This window comes from Vitiosangium sp. GDMCC 1.1324 (assembly GCF_003044305.1).
In the GTDB taxonomy this organism is placed as follows: domain Bacteria; phylum Myxococcota; class Myxococcia; order Myxococcales; family Myxococcaceae; genus Archangium.
This window is the reverse complement of sequence record NZ_PZOX01000003.1, coordinates 123546-141874: the sequence shown is the minus strand read 5'-3', so window position 1 is coordinate 141874 and position 18329 is coordinate 123546. Positions and strand designations below refer to the sequence as shown.

Annotated in this window: 15 protein-coding genes and 1 pseudogene; 6 read left to right on the top strand and 10 right to left on the bottom strand. The window is 69.0% G+C overall.

All coding sequences use genetic code 11. From position 1 onward, the window contains the following. Window positions 1-170: 170 nt before the first annotated feature. Window positions 171-1298, top strand: coding sequence for a glutamate 5-kinase (proB, locus tag DAT35_RS09120; RefSeq protein WP_108066552.1), 1128 nt, complete (start codon window positions 171-173; stop codon window positions 1296-1298). A 25-nt stretch (window positions 1299-1323) separates the two neighbouring features. Here the strand turns inward: proB and DAT35_RS09115 are convergent, their stop codons facing one another. Beyond that, complete coding sequence (locus tag DAT35_RS09115; RefSeq protein WP_108066551.1) at window positions 1324-1794, bottom strand: hypothetical protein; 471 nt, start codon at window positions 1792-1794, stop codon at window positions 1324-1326. Between the two features lie 330 nt (window positions 1795-2124). Here DAT35_RS09115 and DAT35_RS09110 point away from each other — a divergent pair, with 330 nt between their 5' ends. From DAT35_RS09110 to DAT35_RS09095, 4 genes are all read left to right on the top strand, one after another. Continuing rightward, window positions 2125-3144, top strand: a complete 1020-nt coding sequence (locus tag DAT35_RS09110; protein ID WP_108066550.1) for a YafY family protein — start codon at window positions 2125-2127, stop codon at window positions 3142-3144. Continuing rightward, a complete protein-coding gene (locus DAT35_RS09105) occupies window positions 3141-4064 on the top strand; it encodes a YafY family protein (RefSeq protein WP_108066549.1) in 924 nt (307 codons plus the stop codon). Before DAT35_RS09110 ends, DAT35_RS09105 begins: the two co-directional genes overlap by 4 nt. 9 nt (window positions 4065-4073) lie before the next feature. Next, window positions 4074-5693, top strand: coding sequence for an FHA domain-containing protein (locus DAT35_RS09100; RefSeq protein WP_108066548.1), 1620 nt, complete (start codon window positions 4074-4076; stop codon window positions 5691-5693). Between the two features lie 198 nt (window positions 5694-5891). Further along, the gene (locus DAT35_RS09095; protein ID WP_233261379.1) at window positions 5892-7058 is read left to right on the top strand and encodes a phosphatidylserine/phosphatidylglycerophosphate/cardiolipin synthase family protein; all 1167 of its coding nucleotides are present in this window, start codon (window positions 5892-5894) and stop codon (window positions 7056-7058) included. Window positions 7059-7150: 92 nt separating this feature from the next. Here DAT35_RS09095 and DAT35_RS09090 read toward each other — a convergent pair whose 3' ends face one another. Then, window positions 7151-8701, bottom strand: coding sequence for a M4 family metallopeptidase (locus tag DAT35_RS09090; RefSeq protein WP_108066546.1), 1551 nt, complete (start codon window positions 8699-8701; stop codon window positions 7151-7153). Window positions 8702-8948: 247 nt separating this feature from the next. Continuing rightward, window positions 8949-10727, bottom strand: coding sequence for a carbamoyltransferase C-terminal domain-containing protein (locus DAT35_RS09085; RefSeq protein WP_108066545.1), 1779 nt, complete (start codon window positions 10725-10727; stop codon window positions 8949-8951). A 217-nt stretch (window positions 10728-10944) separates the two neighbouring features. Here DAT35_RS09085 and DAT35_RS09080 point away from each other — a divergent pair, with 217 nt between their 5' ends. Continuing rightward, on the top strand, window positions 10945-11721 hold the full coding sequence (locus DAT35_RS09080) for a class I SAM-dependent methyltransferase (protein WP_108066544.1): 777 nt from the start codon (window positions 10945-10947) through the stop codon (window positions 11719-11721). A 51-nt stretch (window positions 11722-11772) separates the two neighbouring features. On the opposite strand, the gene DAT35_RS09075 is transcribed toward DAT35_RS09080, so the two are convergent. The 7 genes and pseudogenes from DAT35_RS09075 to DAT35_RS09045 all read right to left on the bottom strand — a co-directional run bounded on the left by DAT35_RS09075 (window position 11773) and on the right by DAT35_RS09045 (window position 18305). Further along, entirely contained in the window at window positions 11773-12807 is a 1035-nt protein-coding gene (locus DAT35_RS09075) for an ABC transporter substrate-binding protein (protein WP_108066543.1), read from the bottom strand. Next, window positions 12804-12959, bottom strand: coding sequence for a hypothetical protein (locus tag DAT35_RS09070; protein ID WP_233261378.1), 156 nt, complete (start codon window positions 12957-12959; stop codon window positions 12804-12806). The genes DAT35_RS09075 and DAT35_RS09070 overlap by 4 nt, the downstream gene beginning before the upstream one ends. A gap of 34 nt (window positions 12960-12993) precedes the next feature. Next, entirely contained in the window at window positions 12994-13911 is a 918-nt protein-coding gene (locus DAT35_RS09065; protein WP_108066542.1) for an aldo/keto reductase family oxidoreductase, read from the bottom strand. Between the two features lie 20 nt (window positions 13912-13931). Further along, window positions 13932-14162, bottom strand: a pseudogene (locus DAT35_RS09060) (L,D-transpeptidase); the annotation flags it as partial. A gap of 71 nt (window positions 14163-14233) precedes the next feature. Next, window positions 14234-15310, bottom strand: coding sequence for a M48 family metalloprotease (locus tag DAT35_RS09055; protein ID WP_146209647.1), 1077 nt, complete (start codon window positions 15308-15310; stop codon window positions 14234-14236). Then, complete coding sequence (locus DAT35_RS09050; RefSeq protein WP_108066540.1) at window positions 15310-15903, bottom strand: hypothetical protein; 594 nt, start codon at window positions 15901-15903, stop codon at window positions 15310-15312. The genes DAT35_RS09055 and DAT35_RS09050 overlap by 1 nt, the downstream gene beginning before the upstream one ends. A gap of 2 nt (window positions 15904-15905) precedes the next feature. Further along, a complete protein-coding gene (locus tag DAT35_RS09045) occupies window positions 15906-18305 on the bottom strand; it encodes an adenylate/guanylate cyclase domain-containing protein (protein ID WP_108066539.1) in 2400 nt (799 codons plus the stop codon). Between the last annotated feature and the right edge of the window lie 24 nt (window positions 18306-18329).

Below are 18329 nucleotides of genomic sequence, written 5' to 3'. Positions count from 1 at the left end.
AAGTGTCCTTCTCCCGCGCGGGTGGAAGGGCGTCCGCGCACCGCCGTCATCCTTCCGGCTTCACCAGGAGGATAGGAGCCTTCCGGCCCGGATTCACCTCCGGGTTTGCCGAATGGCCGACCTCGTACAACACGAGCCCGACGCGAGGAGTTCCGGCATACTGACAGCGCGTGAACCTTTCTGGACGAGACGCGGTGCGCGCCGCTCGGCGCGTGGTGGTGAAGATCGGGACCAATGCCCTCACGAACGCCACGGGACGCTTCAACCGGGCCCACTTCGAGGCGCTGAGTGAGGATCTGCTGTGGGCGGCGCAGGGCCGGGACCTGGTGGTGGTGTCCAGCGGCGCCATCGCCCTCGGTGTCGAGCGGCTCGGGCTGCCCGCACGGCCCAAGGACATTCCCGGCAAGCAGGCGTGCGCGGCGGTGGGCCAGAGCCGCCTCATGCAGGCGTACGAGGAGGCCTTCGGCAGGGAGGACCGGCGTGTGGCCCAGGTGCTCCTCACCCACGGCGACGTGCAGGACCGCCGCCGCTACCTCAACGTGAAGCACGCGCTGGAGCGCCTCATCGAGGCCCGGGTGGTGCCCGTCATCAACGAGAACGACACCGTCTCCGTGGACGAGCTCAAGTTCGGTGACAACGACACCCTGGCCGGTCTGGTGGCGGGCGTGGTGGAGGCGGACGCCCTCATCGTCCTCTCCGACGTGGAGGGTCTCTTCACCGCGGACCCGCGCAAGAACCCGGATGCCCGGCTGCTTCCCCAGGTGGATGCCGTCACCCCCGAGCTGCTCGCCCTGGCGGGGGGCTCCGGCTCCCAGGTGGGCACCGGCGGCATGTCCACCAAGATTCGCGCCGCCGCCCGGGTCACCGAGCTCGGCATCCGCTGTGTCATCACCTCCGGTGCCACGCCCGGCCGCCTGCGCTCCGTGCTGTCGGGTGAGCCCGTGGGCACCCTCTTCGAGACCCCGGGCACCCGGCGCAACGCGCGCATGGCGTGGATCGCCCACGCGCTCAAGCCCAAGGGCCGGCTCATCGTGGACAAGGGCGCCCGGGAGGCCGTCGTCACCAGCAAGCGCAGCCTGCTGCCTTCGGGCATCCGCTCCGTGGAGGGAGACTTCGGACGGGGCGACCCGGTGGATCTCGTGGACGAGCAGGGACAGGTGTTCGCCCGCGGGCTCAGCTCCTACGACGACGGAGAGCTGCGGCGCATCGCGGGGCTCAAGAGCACCGACATCGAGTCCGTGCTCGGCTACCGGTACCTCGACGAGGCCGTGCACCGCGATGACCTGGCGGTGCTCTAGCCTCGGGCGAAGCAGGCGAAGGGGCTCAGATGGGACGGCCGGAGCCGCGATCCTCGGGATCAGCGGCCAGGTCCATCAGGGCCCTGAACTCGGGGGAGTCCACCTTCATCAGCAGCAGCGAGACCTCCAGGTCCCCCGGCCAGCGCCCGAGCTGCACCTTGCGCTCCTGGCCGTGCAGCAGCGCCAGCTCCGAGTGCCCCTTGATCTCCGGCAGCACCAGGTCCAACTCGAGGTGGAACGTCTCGCCCTCGGCCGTCGGGGTGAGCACCAGCCGGTAGTCCGGCTCGCTGGCGCCCGGCTTGCGACGCTCGGCGCGCACCGTGCGGCCCGTCTCTCCCAGCAGCTTGGGCTGGGCCACCAGCCGCCCCTCGCGCCGCACCTCGAGCGCGAAGTACAGCGGCTCGGCCTCCGCCTGCTTGGGCAGCGCCGCCACGCAGGCCAGTCCCACCAGCGCCAGCCCGAGCCATGCCTTCTTGATGAGGGTGGAGCGCGTCATCGGGTCCTCTTTTGCGTGCGTACCGCCCGGCGGTCAGGCCTGGCGCCAGACAAGCACGCCCCGGCCAGGCGCGCTCGTCGTCGATTCTTAGGAATATCCCAGATACGCCCCGTTCGCGAGCCCGGTAACAGCGAACGCTCGTCTGTCCGTCCGGGGTCGGTTTCGCTCACCCACGGACACACCTGCTCGGCTGTTCAGCAAAAAGCTGTTCAGGCGCCTGTCCGCCGGGTAGATCCACGGCGGCACGGAGCGTGGGCGGGCATCCGCCTGCTGTCACGGTTCCCTGCCTTGACCCGACCTGCTGCTTTGCGCATTGTCGAAAACCTTCCGATGGACCGGACCGAACGCCTCCTCGACCTTGTGGCCCTGTTCCTGGACGCTCGGGAACCCATCTCCTGGGCGGAGCTGCGCGAGCACTTCCCCCACGACTACATGGGCACTTCCGACGACGCCGCCGAACGCAAGTTCGAGCGCGACAAGGCGGAACTGCTCGAACTGGGCTTCCCTCTCTCCTACATCCAGGGCGATGACGATCGGAAGGACGGCTACATCGTCGATCGCGACGCCTACTACCTGCCCGAGGTGGACCTCACCAAGGAGGAGCTGGCCGTCCTCTACGCCGCGGGCAGTGCCGCGCTGACCTCCGGGGCCTTCCCCGGACGGGACGATCTGTCGCACGCGCTGCGGAAGATCGGCTTCTTCGCCGGCCACGCACTGCCCACGCCGCGCGTGCGCATGGAGCTGGGCTCCGAGCAGGATGGCCCGCAGCTCGCCGCGCACCTGGAGCAGCTCTGGGATGCGTGCGCCGGGCACAAGTGGGTGCAGATGTCCTATGCCTCGCCCAAGCGCCCGGAGCTCACCGATCGCAAGGTGGACCCGTATGGGCTCGCGCTGCGCCGGGGCATCTGGACGCTGGTGGGCTACTGCCACCTGCGCCAGGAGGTGCGCACCTTCCACGTGCACCGCATCCGCGCGCTGAAGCCGAACACCGCCCGGCCCCGCTCTCCGGACTTCGAGGTGCCCGAGGGCTTCTCCTTCGACGACCACGTCGCCAGCTACCCCTGGCAACACCGCTTCCACCCCCGCCTGGACGTGCGCCTGCGCTTGTCCGGGGAGCTGATGGCCCGCGCCGCCTCGCTCTTCCCGGGCTCGAGCGTGGCCCCGGCCGAGGACGGCGCGAGCGTGCTCGTGGAGCTGCCGGTGACGTTCCTGGATGGACTGCTGCGCTTCTGCATGCAGCTCGGGCCGGACTGCCGCGTGGAGTCCCCCGCGGACGCCCACGAGCGGGTGAAGGAGATGGCGGCGCGCATCCTCGAGAAGCACGCGGCACATGAGGAGGTGGCGGCATGAGCGTCCACGAGCGTCTGCGCCGTCTGCTGTTCCTCGTCCCCTTCGTCTCGTCGCGCCCCGGCATCTCCGTGGAGGAGCTGGCGCGCGCCCTCAATGTCAGCCGGGAGCACCTGCTGGAGGACCTGGATCTGCTCACCTGCGTGGGCCGGCCCCCCTTCAACCCGGACGACTACATCGACATCTACGTGGAGAACGACCGCGTCTACGTGGACCTCGACCAGCGCCTGTCCGCGCCGCCGCGGCTGACGGTGGGCGAGGCCTCGGCCCTGGCCGCCTCGGCGGAGCTGTTGCGCCCGGCGGCGGGTGATGCGCTGCGCAGCGCGGTGGAGAAGCTGGAGCGCGTGCTGCCTCCGGGCGCGGGCGAGCGCTTCCGGGAGATGTACCGGAAGATCGACGCCGCGGTGGAGGCACCCCAGGCGCTGGGGCCGCTCACCCGGGCCATCCACGAGCGGCGCGAGGTGACGTTCGATTACGTCACCCCCGGACGTGGTGCCCCCGAGTCGCGCCGCGTCCGGCCCCACGAGCTGCTCAGCCACCGGGGCCAGTGGTACCTCCAGGCGTACTGCCTCACCCGCCAGGACGACCGGCTCTTCCGGGTGGACCGGATGCAGGCGCTGGCCGTCACCGACGCCACCTTCCAGCCCCGGGAGGACGCCCGTGCCGAGGTGCCCAACCCGGCCCGCACCAACGCCGCCGTCCGGGTGCGCTTCTCCCGGCTGGTGGCCCCCTACGTCCGGGAGCGCTTTGGCGAGGACGCTCGGCTGCTCGCGGATGGGGGCGTCGAGGTGCGGGTCGCTGGCGACAATGAGCGCTGGTTGACGCAGTGGGTGCTATCGTTCGGCGGTGAGGCCGAGGTGCTCGAGCCTGCTTCGGCCCGTGCGGCCGTGGCCCGCGCGGCGAAGGCCGTTCTAGGAGTCTGAGGATTCTGCATGAGCTTCCAGCTGACGATCGCCGAGGGCAAGGAGGCCGGTAAGGAGTTCGTCTTCGAGCAGGACTCCGTTCTCATCGGCCGCGTCGCCGAGTGTGACGTCGTCCTGTACGACGCAGGCATCTCCCGCCGTCACTGCCGCATCTTCTCCGAGGACGGCCAGTACTTCGTCGAGGACCTCGGCAGCTCCAACGGCACCCGGGTGAATGGCACCCCGGTGCCGGTGAAGGAGAAGCAGGCGCTGGCGGAGGGAGATCAGCTCTCGCTCGGGCCGGTGGTGTTCGCCTTCAAGCCGGTGGAGTCCGAGGCCCCCGCGGAGGAGCCAGAGGCGGCTGCGGACGCCAACAGTACGCGCATCGTGTCCGTGGACCAGGTGTCGCGCCAGCGCGGACGCAACCGCGGCGAGGCCCTGGCCCCCGAGGGCGCGAACGCGGAGGAGCTCGAGGAGGTGCGGCTGAGCACCACCCGCACCATCCAGGCCGTGCGGGCTCCCACCCGCCCCGGCAATCAGCCCGCCGTGTCGGCCGGCGCGCCTGCCCGCACGTCCACCCGCTCCGCCAACCCGGCCGCCTCCCTGGCGCGCGCTCCGGACTCGGCCCCCGCGGCGCCCCCCCGGCGTCCCACGGCCAACGCGGTGGCGCGTGCCGCTCCGGCGTCCCCGGGCGCCGCGAAGCTCTCCGCCGCGGAGCGCGCCCGCATCCGGCGCGAATCCCCGGGTCTGGTGGCCAACCTCAAGCTCTTCTGGCTCGAGGCCACCCCCAACCTGCGCAAGGGTATCATCGGCGCGGGCGTGGTGGCGGCACTGGGCCTCGTGGCCGTGGTGTACTGGCTGGTGCTCGGCGGCGAGCAGAAGGTGGCGCGCGGCCCCGAGCCCACCACCCTCAGCGGCAAGCCCATCGATGACTCCTTCGGCTGGGGCGACAACGTGACGTGGGAGCACTCGGACCAGAAGGTGTTCGAGTGGGAGTACACCGCCGCCACCCGCGCGCTCGGCATCCTGCACTACCAGGCGCAGGGCATCTCCGATGGCGAGGTGGTGGTGACCGTCAATGGCGTGGACCTGGCCAAGGTTCCCCCGGACACCCTGGCCAGCCAGGACCGCGTCCTCGAGGTGATGATTCCCTCGGCGATGCTCAAGAAGGGGGAGATCAACCGCATCACCTTCGACAACACGAAGAATCCTCCCGCTGAGGACCCATGGCGCGTCTGGAACATCTGGCTGGAGAAGGTGCTGCTGCCAGAGATTCCGCCCGAGCAGCTCCTCGAGGAGGCGCGCAAGTCGTACAAGCGTGGCCGCAAGAACCTGGACAACGCGGAGGTGGGCGCGCGCAACCGCTACGAGGCGTGGAAGTCCTTCCGCGAGGCGTGGTTGCTGCTGGAAGCCCACCCCGAGCCCAAGCCGGACCTCTACTTCGAGTCGCGCGAGCGCGTGAAGGACACGCAGAAGGAGCTGGACCGCGTGTGCGCCAAGCTGATGCTGGAGGTGGAGGGCTACGTCAACCAGAACAACTGGCAGGCGGCCTCGGCCACGCTGGACCACACGCGCGAGTACTTCCCGGACGACTACGACCAGCCCTGTGCGCGCATGGCGGAGCTCAAGCGCGGGGACCTCGGGTTGTAGCCGCGCTGTCCGGCGGCCGACGTCGCGACCGCCCGGGGGTTGACCCTGGGTCAGGGCCGGGCGGTTGCCAGAACGTCCGACGATTCCCAACCTTGCTCCACCATGCGAAAGCAGGAGGTGGGGCGGGGCACGGAAGTCAGGGTTCGGACCGGGGACTCACCGGAGCAGGAGGCTGCCTGCCCGCCTGCCCATGAGCCCGTGTGGAGCCTCCACGTCTCCTCCACGCTGCTCGCCCGGTACTACCTGCCTCGCTCGCACTCGCTGCTGCGGGGCAATGCCTGTCAGCTGCTGCGCGATGGGGTGGAGGCCTACCCGGCCATGCTGGCGGCCCTCCGGGGTGCCCGCCGCTCCATCCACCTCGAGACGTACATGTTCATCTCCGACGCGGTGGGTGAGCTGTTCGGCGAGGCGCTGGCGGAGGCGGCCGAGCGCGGCGTGCACGTGAAGGTGCTCTACGACGCGTTGGGCTCCTGGACGAGCCGGCGGGGTTTCTTCGAGGCCCTGCGTGCTCGCGGGGTGGACATCCGCCCCTTCAAACCCTTCAGCAGCCTCGGCCGGGGTCTGAGACACCTGCTGCGGCGAGACCACCGGAAGATTCTGGCGGTGGACGGAGAGGTGGCCTTCATTGGCGGCGTGAACATCTCCGCCCACTGGGCCCCCGAGGGAGAGGGCGGTGCCTGGCGCGATGACGTGCTGCGGGTGGAAGGGCCGGCCGTGTACGAGCTGGAGCGCCGCTTCGTGGCCACCTGGCGCATGGCCTTCCAGGACCGGTTCCGCTCCTGGCGCGAGACGCGGCGCCGGCGGCAGCAGTCCGCGCTGCAGCGCAAGGGAGAGGTGAGCCTGGCGGTGCTCTCCAGCCGCCGGAGCATCCACCGCGCCTACCTGCACGCCATCTCCCGCGCGAAGCGCAGCGTGCTGGTGGCGGCCGCCTACTTCATCCCGGATCGGAAGATGGTGGCCGCGTTGCGCGAGGCCGCCCAGCGCGGGGTGGAGGTGAGCCTGCTGCTCAACTCGAAGGGCGACCACCCCTGGCTGGTGCACGCCACGCGCGCCTTCTACGAGAAGCTGCTCACCGCGGGCGTCCGCATCTTCGAGTGGGAGCGCTGCGTGCTGCACGCCAAGACGGCGGTGGTGGACGGGGCGTGGGGCACCATCGGCTCGTTCAACCTCGAGCGGCTGTCGCTGCTCTTCAACCACGAGGTGAACGCCGTCTTCGCGGACCCGCGGCTGGGACGTCTGCTGGAGGAGTCCTTCCGCGGGGACTGCCAGAGCTGCCGGGAGGTGGACCTGGTGCAGTTCCGCCGCCGCCCCCTGTGGCAGAAGCTCTTCGAGCGGGTGCTGTACGCCTTCCGCAAGATTCTCTGACACGCGCCCCGCAATGACGAAGGGCCGGCCCGGAGACTCCCGGACCGGCCCAGGTGGCTCCACGCGTCCGTGTGGCGCGCGGGGCCTCGCGGCTAGTTCACGCTGACCGCGGTCCAGGCCGCGGCCACGGCGTTGTACTGCGTGCTACCCGAGCCGTAGAGGTCCTTCGCGGCGTTGAGGGTGGCCGTGCGGGCCGCCGCGTACTTCGTCGAGGACGTCATGTACACCGTGAGGGCGCGGTACCAGATCTTCCCCGCGGCCGCGCGGCCGATGCCCGTGACGGTCGCGCCGTTGCAGGTGGGGCTCGCCGGACCGCTGGCGGGCTTGGAGCCCTCGGCCAGCAGGTAGAAGAAGTGGTTGGCCACGCCGCTGGAGTAGTGCACGTCCAGCGAGCCGACGCTGCTGGACCAGCAGTTGGCCGACTTGCCGTCCAGCGAGGGGTTGTACATGTAGCGCAGGCCGTCACCCGCCTTGGCCGGGGTGTAGATCTCCTCGCCGATGATGTAGTCGCCCGGGTCGTTCGCGTTGTTGGCGTAGTACTCCACCAGGGTGCCGAAGATGTCGCTGGTGGCCTCGTTCAGGCCGCCGGACTCGCCGGAGTAGACGAGCTTGGCGGTGCGGCTCGTCACGCCGTGGGTCATCTCATGGCCGGCCACGTCCAGCGCGGTGAGCGGCGTGAAGGTGGTGCCGTCGCCGTCGCCGTAGGTCATGCAGAAGCAGCTGTCGGACCAGAAGGCGTTGTTGTACTTCGTGCCGTAGTGCACGGTGTTGTAGCCGGCGCCGCCCGCGCCATCGATGCCGTTACGGCCGTGGGTGTTGAAGTAGTAGTCGTAGGTGACCTGGATGCCATAGTGCGCGTCCACCGCCGCCGACTGGGCGTTGCTGGTGGTGCCGTTGCCCCAGACGTTGTCCGCGTCGGTGGTGATGCCGGTCCCGGTCGTGTAGAAGCCCTTGCCGCGCGTCGTGTCGCGCAGCTCGTAGCCGCCAGAGACCGAGTTGGTGTTGATGCTCACCGTGCCCGAGTAGAGCGAGTTGCCGGTGCCAACGGCGGCCGCCGTCTCGATGCCCTCCCACTGTCCCCGGATGGCGCCGGTGCGCGCATCCACCAGCACGTGCAGCTCGCTGGGCGTGCCGTCCGCCTGGAGGCCCTCGAGGATGACCTCGTAGGCCAGCGCCGCAGCACGGCCCTCGAGCGCGTCCACCACCAGCTCGGCGCTGGAGGAATCCAGCTTCACGCCGGTGAAGGCCGCCTGGGCCAGCACCGAGGCCGCCGCGCCATCGAAGTGGGCCTTGCTCTCCACGCCCTTGAGGGAGAGGGTGTTGGCCACGCTGAACTCGGTCACGCCGTCCGTGTTGCTGTGCACCACGAAGTCGCCGCCCAGCACGCGCAGGCCCTGGAAGGTGCGGTCGAACCGGACGTGCGTCGCGCCGGTGTCATCCTCGATGACCGCGCGCGCCTGCAGCTCCTCGACTCCACCTACCTCGAACTTCTGGCCCAGGACCTCGGCCGCGGCGCGCTGGACGGCGGCGGCCTGCTCGGCCCCCGCGCCTACTTCACGCGAGGAGATGACGGGAGTGTTGCTGGTGTTGCCGCAGCCCCACAGGGCCAGGGCGGTGAAGGCAGTTGGGATGATGCGCTTCATTCGGAGCCTCTCCTTGTCCTGCGCTGATGATTCCTTCCCGGAGGAAGTGGGGCTCCTTATAGCGTGTTTTTTAGGTAAATCAATGCATCCTATAAATGTTTGCGAAACAAGCATTTGAGGAATATGAAGCAATTCGAGTCAAAGCAGAATGTCGAGACAGGAAAGGGCCGAATCCCTGCCTCGCCGTGTCACGTTTGGGTGACGGGGAAGCCCTCAGGAAGACCACGGCCCCAACGGCGCTGAAGAGTCATGCGCGCTTGCGGATCCACCACGGGCCTACGACGAGGGCGTGGAGCCCGGTCGTGGCGAAGACCGTCAATACATCGGTCGCGCTGTGGGAGATCGGCTTGCCCATGACGTTGTAGGAGGTGTTGACGAGCATGGGAATGCCCGTGTGACGCTCGAACGCGCTGAGCAGCGCGTGGAAGAGGGCGTTCCTCTCCCGCGTGACGGATTGCAACCGCCCGGTACCGTCGAGATGCACCACCGCGGGAACGAGCGCCTTCACTTCTTCTCGGAAGGGGAGCGCTCGCTCCATGTACGGGCTCTCCTCGTAGCCCTGAAAGAACCGCTCGCCGTGCTCGTGCAGGATCGCCGGCGCCAGCGGACGGTACTGCTCGCGGAACTTCACGCGCCGGTTGATGATGTCGCGCATGTCTCCGCGCCGCGGGTCGGCGAGAATCGAGCGGTTCCCGAGGGCGCGAGGCCCGAACTCAGCGCGCCCTTGGATCCATCCGATAATCTCGCCTCGAGCGAGGGCCGCGGCGGTGCGGTCGCACAGCTCCTGCTCGTCGTCGATGCGGACGGCGTCGAACGTCGCGAACGACAACGCGCGCTCGAGCTCGTCGAGATCGATCGTGGTGCCGAGATAGGGTGAGGCGATCGCCGGCTTCCGGGGGATGCGCCGCACCGCATGGCGCTCGTACAGCGCGGCGCCGAGCGCGTTGCCGTCGTCGGCCGGGGCGCTTGGCACGTGGAGCCGGCGAAACCCGGTCTCGCGCACGATGCGCCCGTTCGCCGCCGAGTTGAGGGCGCAGCCGCCGCTGTAGGCAAGATCGTCGGAGATCCCCAGGGCATGCACGTTCTTCACGAGCGCCACGAGGGTGTCAGCGAAATAGTCCTGGAACGAGCGCGCCAGGTTCGCCGCCTGGAGGACGCCGGCCTCGCCGCGCCCGGGACGAAGCAGCGCGGACAGCTCGTCGATCCACGACGGGCCCAAGGCGAGCCTCACCTGGGGGCCGTCGACGTGGGTGCGATCGTGGAAGAACCGGTACAGCTCAGGCACGCGATGACCATGCGCCGCCATGCCCATCACCTTCCACTCCTCGCCTTCCCAGTACTGGAAGCCACACAGCTGGGTGACGGCGCTGTAAAGGAGGCCGAGGCTGTGGCTGGCGTCCGTCGACGACACGGACTGGAAGGTGTTGTCGGCGAACGAGAACACGTTGATGCTCGAGCGCTCGCCCGCGCCGTCGATGACGAGCGCCACACAGCGGTCAAAGGGTGACGTGTAGACCGCGTTGGCTGCGTGCGCCAGGTGGTGTGGCACGGCGGCACGGTCGAGCTCGACGGGCTCGATGCGGGGCACGGCGGCGCGTAGCGACACGCCCGGGCTGGAGGGCGGCACTTCCCCGAGTGGCGGGTAGACATGAGGGAACTCGCCCCGCAGGAGCCAGCCGAGCTGGATCTCGGTCGTGGAGTCCCAGGCGGCGCCGCCGGCGACCATGGCGGTGAAGCCATTGTCGGTGCCTGCGCGCGACAGCGTACGACGCAGGACGTCGAAGTCGTCATCGCCGAGCTGCCACGAGGTCCGGAGGGAAGCGCGCCGAAGGGCCGCGGTGTCGATGCCGACATGGCGCAGAGCCGCTCGGAGTGGTCGCCACGATGAGAACAGGCCCGCGCAGCCAACCGCCCGCTTCACCTGCACATGCCGCTCGAACGCTTCGGCGAACACCCCGTCATCCGAACAGAGCGCAATCGCGCTGTCGTGTACGCTGTTGCCAAGGCCGACCACGAGATTCTTCACGTCTCCACCCTGTCTTTCCCTGCATCACTCAAGCGCCCGCCCTCAGTTGGCGTTGCTGGAACCGTGCCAATGGGAGCGAGCCCGTGCTGGGAAAGATAAGCCCATCCGGCCGCGATCCTGACGTGTCAATTGACACGTCCATTGACACAGGCGGAGGGGCCGAGGAGGGCGCCGCGGATTGTTTTCGCTCGCCTGGCCGACTTACAACCCGAGGAACATGCACGCACGTGCCATGCCCCTTTTGTGCCCCATCTGCCGCGCCGCCGATGCCCGCGAGGTGCTCCGAAAAGAGTTCAACGTCTCGTGCAACTGCTACTTCGAAGGTCGACGCCTGTACCCTGCCAACGAGGGGCGCATCTCGTACGTCGAGTGCTTGGGCTGTGGCTTCTTGTGGGCCCCCGAACTCCACGGCTGGGAGCCCCAGACGTTCAAGCGGCGCATCTACAACGAGGAGTTTGGTTTGGCGGACCCGCCATTCGCGTTCGAGCGGCCGACGAGGCTCGCGGCGTGGGTGGCGCGGTTCGCGCGGCCAGGCATGCGTGTCCTGGATTACGGCGGGGGCGAGGGCTTGCTGGCACACAGCCTGCGAGCAGTGGGTATCGACGCGGTGAACTGGGACCCCTTCTATGACTCGAGCGGGAAGCCCGCTGGGTCCTTCGACCTTGTGACCTGCTTCGAGGTGGTCGAGCACGTGCCCGACCAGCGCCGGCTGTTCTTCGAACTGGCCAGACTCTCCCGAGGCGGCGTCTGCGTTTTCTCGACGCTCATCCGCCCGGAGCGCCTTGAAGGCGACTGGTGGTACGCCAGCCCGCGCAACGGACATATCAGCCTGCACTCGGCGACCAGTCTGAAGCGGGTCTGCGAGGACGTGGGGCACTCGCTCCGCAGCTTCAGCAGCGAGGTGCACGCGATGGCGCAGACGCCGTCACAGCTCGCCACGCTCGATCTTCCTCCCGTGACGGTCAGCGGCACGCCGGAGCATCAGCTCGACTGACAGAGCCGGTAGCCCAGGCATGGGTGGTTCGTTTTGATGCCTGGCTGGGGCTCAGTGCGGAGCGGTCGCGGCGCCCATGAACTCCGGCAGCAGGTACTCGTCCACCGGCGGGGCCTTCTCGATGACGCCCAGCTCCACGAGCTGCTGACCCAGGTGCTCCCAGCGCTCGCGACTCATCGTCCCAAGCCCTCGGGCCTTCGTCTCCTCGGTCTCGATGAGGGGCTTCTGAGCCTCGGCCGCCGCCGCGAACGTCTCCGCGTCCATCGTCGTGTTCAGCTTGCCCATGACCGCGTTGGCCGGCCCCGGGGTGTCCAGGTACGCCCGCCACCCCTCGCGCACCGCCTCCACGAAGGACTTCACCCGCTCGGGCTGCTCCTTCCATACCTGCCGCCGGGTGAAGACCACGGTCCCGTAGGGATTGAAGCCCTCGTCCGCCACCAGGAACACCGTGGGCTGGGCTCCCTGCCGCTTCGCGGCGATGGGCTCCGAGGTGATGAAGCATTGCTGCGCGAAGTCCTTGTCCACCACGAAGCGCGCCACGCCTCCGTCGTAGGGCATCACCTTCACCTTGTCGAAGCCATACTTCTTCTTGAGAAAGGCCGCGTACGGAAGGCCTGACTCCAGCGCTACCGTGCCCGACTTCAGCACGTCCGCGATGCCCTTCGCTCCTCGGGAGACGTGGGCCATGATGGCCTGCGGTGACGTCTGGTACACCGCGAACAGCGGTAGCACATCCATGCCTCGGATCCGCGCGGTGAGGAGCTCATCCGCTCCCGCGATGCCGAACTCCACCTGCCCGCTGACCACCATCTGCATCACCGGCACGCCGGCCCCGCCGCCCATGAGCTCCAGGTCGAACCCGTGGCGGGTGAAGGCCCCCGTCTCGCGGGCCGCGTAGAAGCCGCCGAACTCGGGCTCTGGCACCCAGTTGAGCGCCAGCTTCACCTTCGTCGGAGTCGGCTGTGGGGTGCTGGCTGCCGTGGCGGGTTGGGGAGCCGGCTTGGGCTCTTCCTTCTGACGCGAGCAGGCCCCCGCTACCGCGAGAAGCACCGCACAGCCCAGCAGTCCAACGAGGCGTCCTTTCACGTGTATTCCCTCCCGAACAACACCAGGCCCAGCACCGAGGCCGCCAGCACCGCAGCGAACAACAGCTCCGTGCAGGGCTGACGGTAGGCGATCAGCACGAGGATGCCCAGTCCCGCGGCGTCCTCGGAGGCGCCAGCGACGAACTCGCCCACGATGGCGCCGATGGATGACGGACAGGCCCGGCCCTCAAGGCACCTCGGCCCCGGTGGAGGCGCTCCACACCGCGAACCAGTCCTGCAACTCCAACGGCAGCGAGAGCGCGCGAGCCGCCGAGGTGATGCGCTCGAGCTGGTTCGTGCCCAGCACCGGAATGATGCGCGAGGGGTGCCGCAGCAGCCATGCGTAGAGCAGCTGGTCCAGGTCCGCCCCGTATTTGCGCCCCAGCTCCACCAGCACGGCGCGGACGCGCCTCTCGGCCTCACCCTCGCCATGCATCAGCCGCCCTCCCGCGAGCGGTGACCAGGCCATGGGAGAGATCCGCCGTTGCAGGCACTGGTCGAGCGTCCCATCAAGGAAGGGTTCGAGCCGAAGCGGGTGGAGCTCCACCTGGTTTGTCACCAGCGACACGGAGAGCCAGCTGGCCAGCATGTCGAACTGCGCCGGGGTGAAGTTGGACACGCCCACGTGGCGCACCTTGCCCTGCTCCACCAGCGACCGCAGCGCTTCAGCCACCTCGTGCGGGTCCAGCAGCGGGCTGGGCCGGTGCAGCAGCAGCACGTCCAGGTAGTCCGTGGCCAGGTTGCGCAGCGAGCGCTCCACGGACTCGACGATGTGCTGTCGCGAATAGTCGTAGTGCTTGAGCCGGTTTCCAGGCCGCGCTGGGTTCACCAGCATGATGCCGCACTTGGTCACCAGCTCCATCCGTTGCCGCAGCCCGGGGTTGGCTCGCAACGCGGCACCAAAGACCTCCTCGACGCCGTAGCCGCCGTAGATGTCGGCATGGTCGAAGGTGGTGATGCCGCAGTCGAGACACGTCTGGATCTTCGCCAGGACGCGCTGGACATCCGCGCCCTGGGGATCATTCAACAGTCGCCATACGCCATAGGCCAACCGGGAAACCTCGGGGCCATCGGCCGCCATCTTCACCCGCATGGGAGTGTTCATGGCGGGCATGTTCCCATCAGCTACTTGCGCGAGGCCACTGCTCCCGTGAGGTCGGGCGCGTTTCCGGGAGCGGAAGCCGGCGGACCCAGGTGGGGATCACGCAGGGTGTTGACGACGGCAACCCAATCCCCCACCTGGAGGGCATCGAAGAGGGTGATGATGGCCGCGTTGTCGTGGCGGATGCAGCCGTGGGACACGTCCTCGCCCAGCTGGGTGGGCGCGTTGGTCCCATGGAGCTCCTCGCCCGACGCGCGGGTTCGCCGGCACCTCCACCACCGTCATGCAGTGAACGCGCCGCACCTTCGCGGCGGCCACCGGATGTTTAGTTCCCTCGCGTGGCGGTGCCCGTCCGGCCCGCCTGGAGCGCGTCTCGCAGGGGCACCACCTTCGTCTGGGACAGGTCCACGGACGTGGTGAACTCGTCCTTCGGGGAGCGCTCGCTCCACGTCGCCAACTGCTTGCGCAGCCGCTCCTGCCGCTTGTCCTTGCGCGGATGCTCGGTGGAGAGCCCCTTGTCCGGCAGCTTCGCGAGGAAGGCCACGTACTCCGCGGGGGCGTAACCCGCGGAGGCCATCAGCTCCACGGCCTCGGCGTCGGCGGCGTACTCGTCCTCCTCGCCGAATCCCTTCTCGGTGATGCGCGCGACGAAACCGTTCGTGATGGCCTGGATGGCCCCCTTGCTCAACTTGTCGAAGTTGAAGTTGGAACGGTTGGCCAGTTGATTGAACAGGCTCCGCAGCTCACCGGCGGGTATCAGCTGTCCGAGTCCCCCCACCTTGCGCCCGAGCTGCTCCACCTGGTTTTGCGCGGCCTGCTTCAGGGGCCGGGACCGCTCGGCTCCCACCGCATCCTCGCACTGGTCCACGAGATACGCCTGGTACTCGCGCATCGCGTGCTTGCCCGTGATGTGAGCGATCTCATGCGCCAGCACGCCCGCGAGCTGGGCCTCGTTGTCCAGCCGCGAGAGCAGCCCCTCGGACACGAAGACGTAACCGCCCGGCCCGCTCACCGCGTTGACGCCCTCGGACTGGAGGACCCCGAACGTCCAGGGGAGGTTGGGCCGGCTGGACTGGGCCGCGAGGTTCTTGCCGATCTTGTTGAGCTGCAGGTGCAGCGCCCGGGCGTCCGTCCGCCGGGTGAGCCCTCCACCCTGGCTCACCCAGTTGACGCTCACCGCGCCGCCAAACGCGGTCTCCTCCTCGAAGGTGATGGCGCGGGCCTTCAGCGCGTCGCAGTCCTTCTGCATCTCGTCGGCGCGGCGATCCGCCTCCGCCTTCTCCTTCGCGTACTGCCCCAACTCGCCACCGGAGTTGATCGCGAGCTGCTGGACGGCGGCGCAGCCCGGAAGTCCCCCCAGCACCAGTCCCACCACGAATGTCGTCACCCGGCGCCGGTCCATCACTTGTCTCCGTTCTTCTTCGTCGGGGTCTGGCCGGGCTTCGCGGCGGCGCGGCTCGCCACCTCGGGACGGCCCACCACCTCGGGCAGCCCGCCCGCGCGGGCGTACTCGGCCACCTGCGTCTCCGTGATGGAGGCCGCGAGCGACTCGAGGTCCATGAGCTGCCGGACGCTCTCGGGCCGGTCCAGGGACTTGCCGTACTCGATGGCCCCGGGCCCCAGCGCCTTGACGGCCGCGCCCGAGGAAGCGAACGCCTCGGGAGACAGCGGCTTGCCTGGGTTCTTGCTGGTGACCTCCAGCGAGGGCGGCGAGACGGAGAGGTTGGCCTGGTAGATGAACCCCTGGATGGCGCCCTTCTTGTCCGCGGGCACCGTCACCTTGCACCAGGGGGTGGAGCCCTCGCGGCCGTTGAACGTCACCTCCTTGCCGGGTTGCAACACCACGAGTGTGTCCGCGGTGGGTTTGTTCGAGGACTTCACATGGGTGTTCTTCGCCTTGACGTACAGCTTGCCCCCAGCAGGGACGGCCAGGGCCGCACTACTGGTGGCCAGACACGCCAGCACGAGCAACGCGGGAAATCTCTCGAGGCTCACGGTTACTTCTCCAGGCTCACCACCCCGTCGAAGGGGAGGGGTGGGGGATTCAATGCATAACGCCTGCACCGCGCAAGGAGCGCACGGCTGGGACCATCCTCCGCGTCCGCCGCGAGCGCCTGCTCCAGCACGCCGGCCGCCTCTTCGAAGCGGGCCCCGCGGTAGAGCGCGAGTGCCTGGTGGTAGCGCTCCACGGTGGCGCGCTTCGCCGCGGGCAGCTCTCCAGCGCGCGCCAGCAGCTCATACACGGTCACCGCTTCCTCCTTGCCCGCCACCTTCACCCGGTCCAGCTCCCGCGCTTCGATGTGCTCGCGCGCCATCTCGTACGTGCGCGGGCCGATCATGATGACCGAGCCGTAGGCCTTGTTGGCGCCCTCCAGCCGGGAGGCCAGGTTCATCCCGTCGCCAATGGCGGTGTAGTCGAGCAGGTGCTCGCTGCCGAAGTTCCCCACGAACATCTCCGCGGAGTTGAGACCGATGCGGGTATAGACGTCCGGCAGGCCTTCCTTCTGGAGCTCGGCGCGCAGGGCATCCACCTCGGCGCGCACGGCGAGCGCCGCGTGGCAGGCACGCACCGCGTGGTCCGGCATGTCCAGGGGCGCGCCGAAGAGGCACACCACCGCGTCGCCGATGTACTTGTCCAGGCACGCCCCATGCGCCATCAGCACCGAGCTGACCCGCGTGAGGTAGCGGTTGAGCAGTGCCCCCAGTGCCTTGGGGTCATCCTTGAAGCGCTCGCTGAAGGAGGAGAAGCCGCGGATGTCGGAGAAGAAGGCGGTGATGTCGCGCGTCTCTCCTTCCAGCGAGGGCAGCTTCTGCTGCTCCACGAGCTGATCCACCAGCGTCTTGTCCAGGAACCGGTTGAAGGCCAGGCGCAGGCGCTCGCGCTCCCGGTTGGCGAACATGTGGTTGAAGGCCACCGCCGACAGCGAGGCGAACTCTCCCGCGTAGATGGGCATGGCGCTCAGGACGTGCACCCGGCCGTGCTCGAGGAACACGCCCGTGACGAGGAAGAGTCCGAAGAAGAGCAGCAGCGGCCAGGCGATCTCCAGCAGGGGCGCGCGCACGAGCGTGATGAGCGACACAGAGAAGAGCGCCACCCCGAAGGTGAGCAGGAGGGACACCCAGAAGGGGGCCTCGGTGATGAAGCCGCCGGACAGGAGCGTCTCCAGCATCACCGCGTGTTTGACGAGACCCGGAGCGTCGCTCTGGAAGGGCGTGGCCTTCACATCGGCGGTGCCCACCGACAGTCCGCCCACGAGCACCACCTTGTCGCGGAACGTGCCCGCGGGGATGACGGGCGCATAGGGCGTCCCCTTCGTCTGATGCTCCTTGCGGCGGGCCCAGTCCTCCAGCACCGCGTACACGCTCAGCGCTTCGAAGCGCTCCTTCCACGTACCGCCGAAATCCAGCTCGGCGCTGCCGTCCGGGTTGATGCGTAGCTCGCGGGGGCCGATCTTCAGCCTCCCGGGCGCCAGCTCGACCCGCTCCGCGCCGAGGATGTCCGCCGCCGCCGCCAGTGACAGCGTGGCGTAGGTGTTGGTCCCGTCCGAGTACGCGAAGCGGGTGCGGCGCAGCCGCCCGTCCTCGTCCTGCTCCTGGAGGACGAGCCCGAAACCCGGCGCGGTGCGCACCAGGCCGGGGAGGGGATGCACGGGGTGGCGCATGAGCCGGGCACCCGCGTCGTCCGAGCGCTGCTCCAGCGTCGGCAGGGACAGGCCGGGGTGGTGCACGGGGAAGGCAAGAGCCCGCGCCACTTCCTCCGGCGTCAGGGGCGGAGGCCCTTCGGTCTCGACGAACTCGTCCCCGGTGGCGCCACCCGCGGGCACCACCTCGGTGAGCTCCTCACCCTCCGCGCTGGCGGGACGTACGTCCGCAACGGGGGCGGGCAGGGGCCGCTGGGGGACGCGGTTGACGGGCTCGACCCGGGGCAGGGCGGGCTGGCCCGCGTTGATGCTGAAGCCGAGCGTGAGCGGGATGCCTCGCTCCTCCAGCACCTGCGCCAGCGCGAGGTCGTTGCTCTCGTCGGTGCCCCGCTCGTCCATCACACCGTCGAACACGATGGCCCGGGCTCCCTCGTCCACGAGGTGCTCGAAGACGCGCGCCCACAGGTTGCGCGAGTAGGGATAGACGCCGTAGTTGCGCACGTACTGCTCGTTGTCGCGGATGCCCTGCAGTGTCTTGTCGTCGATGCCGACGATGACCACCTCCCGCGAGCGCGGGTGGCCCCCGGTGAAGAAGGTGAGGCCCTGGTCATAGGCGCCGAGCTCGGCGTCGCTCATCCGTAGCAAGTCGTACTTCTGACAGAGCACCGCGCTCGCGGTGGCGAGCACGGCCACCCCGAGCATGAACTTCCAGCTGTTGCGCAGCCGCAGGGCGTGGACGCGGAGGAAGGGCTTCATGGCCGGGCTCTCATGGGACGGTGC

Coding starts and splice junctions, on each gene's coding strand:
- DAT35_RS09115 (WP_108066551.1), bottom strand. CDS start 1,794: ATGACGCGCTCCACCCTCATCAAGAAGGCATGGCTCGGGCTGGCGCTG.
- DAT35_RS09110 (WP_108066550.1), top strand. CDS start 2,125: ATGGACCGGACCGAACGCCTCCTCGACCTTGTGGCCCTGTTCCTGGAC.
- DAT35_RS09105 (WP_108066549.1), top strand. CDS start 3,141: ATGAGCGTCCACGAGCGTCTGCGCCGTCTGCTGTTCCTCGTCCCCTTC.
- DAT35_RS09100 (WP_108066548.1), top strand. CDS start 4,074: ATGAGCTTCCAGCTGACGATCGCCGAGGGCAAGGAGGCCGGTAAGGAG.
- DAT35_RS09090 (WP_108066546.1), bottom strand. CDS start 8,701: ATGAAGCGCATCATCCCAACTGCCTTCACCGCCCTGGCCCTGTGGGGC.
- DAT35_RS09080 (WP_108066544.1), top strand. CDS start 10,945: ATGCACGCACGTGCCATGCCCCTTTTGTGCCCCATCTGCCGCGCCGCC.
- DAT35_RS09065 (WP_108066542.1), bottom strand. CDS start 13,911: ATGAACACTCCCATGCGGGTGAAGATGGCGGCCGATGGCCCCGAGGTT.
- DAT35_RS09055 (WP_146209647.1), bottom strand. CDS start 15,310: ATGGACCGGCGCCGGGTGACGACATTCGTGGTGGGACTGGTGCTGGGG.
- DAT35_RS09045 (WP_108066539.1), bottom strand. CDS start 18,305: ATGAAGCCCTTCCTCCGCGTCCACGCCCTGCGGCTGCGCAACAGCTGG.